The 2,262-nt window shown below is 65.6% G+C and carries 2 protein-coding genes; both read left to right on the forward strand.

Annotated elements, in window-relative coordinates:
- On the forward strand, positions 1 to 1,152 hold a 1,152-nt coding region (locus FPZ47_RS27225), incomplete at its 5' end, for a YVTN family beta-propeller repeat protein (protein ID WP_282593873.1).
- Between the two features lie 740 nt (positions 1,153 to 1,892).
- Positions 1,893 to 2,219 (forward strand): PE family protein, encoded by a 327-nt coding sequence (locus FPZ47_RS27235; protein ID WP_144957338.1) that lies wholly within the window; start codon positions 1,893 to 1,895, stop codon positions 2,217 to 2,219.
- Positions 2,220 to 2,262: the final 43 nt, after the last annotated feature.

The following is a 2,262-nucleotide window of genomic DNA, read 5'->3' on the forward strand; positions in this document are numbered from 1 at the left end:
GTGATCGACCCGGCCACCAACACCGTCACCGCCACCATCACCGTCGGCAACGCGCCGTACGGGGTGGCGGTCAACACCGCCACCGGCGGGGACGTGTACGTCACCAACTACAACAACGGCACGGTGTCGGTGATCGACCCGGCCACCAACACCGTCACCGCCACCATCACCGTCGGCAACGCGCCGTACGGGGTGGCGGTCAACACCGCCACCGGCGGGGACGTGTACGTCACCAACTACAACAACGGCACGGTGTCGGTGATCGACCCGGCCACCAACACCGTCACCGCCACCATCACCGTCGGCAACGCGCCGTACGGGGTGGCGGTCAACACCGCCACCGGCGGGGACGTGTACGTCACCAACTACAACAACGGCACGGTGTCGGTGATCGACCCGGCCACCAACACCGTCACCGCCACCATCACCGTCGGCAACGCGCCGTACGGGGTGGCGGTCAACACTGCCACCGGCGGGGACGTGTACGTCGCCAACCAGGGCAGCGACACGGTGTCGGTGATCGACCCGACCACCAACACCGTCACCGCCACCATCGGCGTCGGCACCGAGCCGTCCGGGGTGGCGGTCAACCCCGGCGGGGACGTGTACGTCACCAACGGGGGCAGCGACACGGTGTCGGTGATCAACCCGGCCACCAACAAAGTGATCGACACCATCACCGTCGGCACCGATCCGTACGGGGTGGCGGTCAACCCCGGCGGGGACGTGTACGTCGCCAACGTCGGCAGCGGCACGGTGTCGGTGATCAACCCGACCACCAACACCGTCACCGGCTCACCCATCACCGTCGGCACCAATCCGGAAGGGGTGGCGGTCAACCCCGTCACCGGGGACGTGTACGTCGCCAACTTCGGCAGCGGCACGGTGTCGGTGATCGACCCGGCCACCAACACCGTCACCGGCTCACCCTCTGTCGGCGTCGAGCCGCGCGGGGTGGCGGCCAGCCCCGGCGGGGACGTGTACGTCACCAACTATGGCAGCGACACGGTGTCGGAGATCAACCCGGCCACCAACACCGTCACCGCCACCATCGACGTCGGCACCGGCCCGGAAGGGGTGGCGGCCAACCCCGGCGGGGACGTGTACGTCACCAACTATGACAGCAACACGGTGTCGGTGCTCAGCGGGTAGTGGTGAGGTCACCGCGGGGTGTCCGGTGTTTGTGCGGCGGTGTTGGGTGTGGTCGGTGGTGTGGGGTTTGTCGATGCGTGGCCCCTGGTGGTGGCGTCCGTTGATGGTGGGAGCTTGGGGTCGTTGTTGATCGGCGCGGTGTGTGTTGAGGTGGTTGATGTTTGTGTGAGGAGAGTGTGCCCTCCGGTCCGAGGCTGCAGGGCACTCGGCTTGTCGGGGTGGTGTGGATCTGATTTCACGGCGCGAAGCTCGTGTGTATCTCGGATGTGGGGTCGTTGCGGCTGCTGTGAGCGCACGGCGCCGTGGTGGGAACCGGGATCGGCGTGGCGGGCGGGGCCTGGATTTGGGCACGGCGCGGGTGGTTGTGGAGGCCGATGCAGCAGCGGGTGAACTGCCCCCCACGGGTCGACAGTTGGATGAGCAGTTCGGCCGGCGCGTCTTCGACGATGTCATCGTTCAGCACCGACCGGCGCATTCTCGGTGAGCGGACTGCGCGTGAAGGTTGAGCAGTTCGAGCAGGTTATCGGAGCGGTCGTCTGCGTCACAGGCGAGGAAGACCTGCGTCCCTGGAGTGTTCTATCGCAAACCAAAAGTCAGAAACACCGCAGGCTTTCCCTCGACAGTGATCGGTGTCACTGATATATACATAGTGCCCGGTAGCGTTAGGTCTGCGGCTGTCCCCGCGTTGATTGCGTTGTCGTTGTTGGTGTTTGGTCGCCTTGAGGTGAGTGGAGCCCACGATGTCGTCTTTTTTGATCGCTGTCCCGGAGTCGTTGGTCGCGGCGTCGGCGGACTTGAGCAGTATCGGGTCGTCGATCCGGGTGGCGAGCGCGGCGGCGGCGCCGTCGACGACGTCGGTGTTGGTGGCGGCGCAGGATGAGGTGTCGGCTGCTGTTGCGGCGTTGTTTGGGGCGCATGGTCGGCAGTTTCAGTCGTTGATGGGGCAGGTGAACCTGTTCCATGAGCAGTTCGCGGCGTCGGTGAGCAAGGGTAGCGGGATGTATGTGGCGCAGGAGGCGCTCAGTGCTGCGGGTGTGCTTCCCCCGAGATCGTGGAGGGTTTCTTAAGCCGCTTCTGGCTTCTGACGGTTTTCCCTGATCTCGTAGTTGA

This window comes from Mycobacterium helveticum, from assembly GCF_007714205.1.
Lineage (GTDB): Bacteria > Actinomycetota > Actinomycetes > Mycobacteriales > Mycobacteriaceae > Mycobacterium > Mycobacterium helveticum.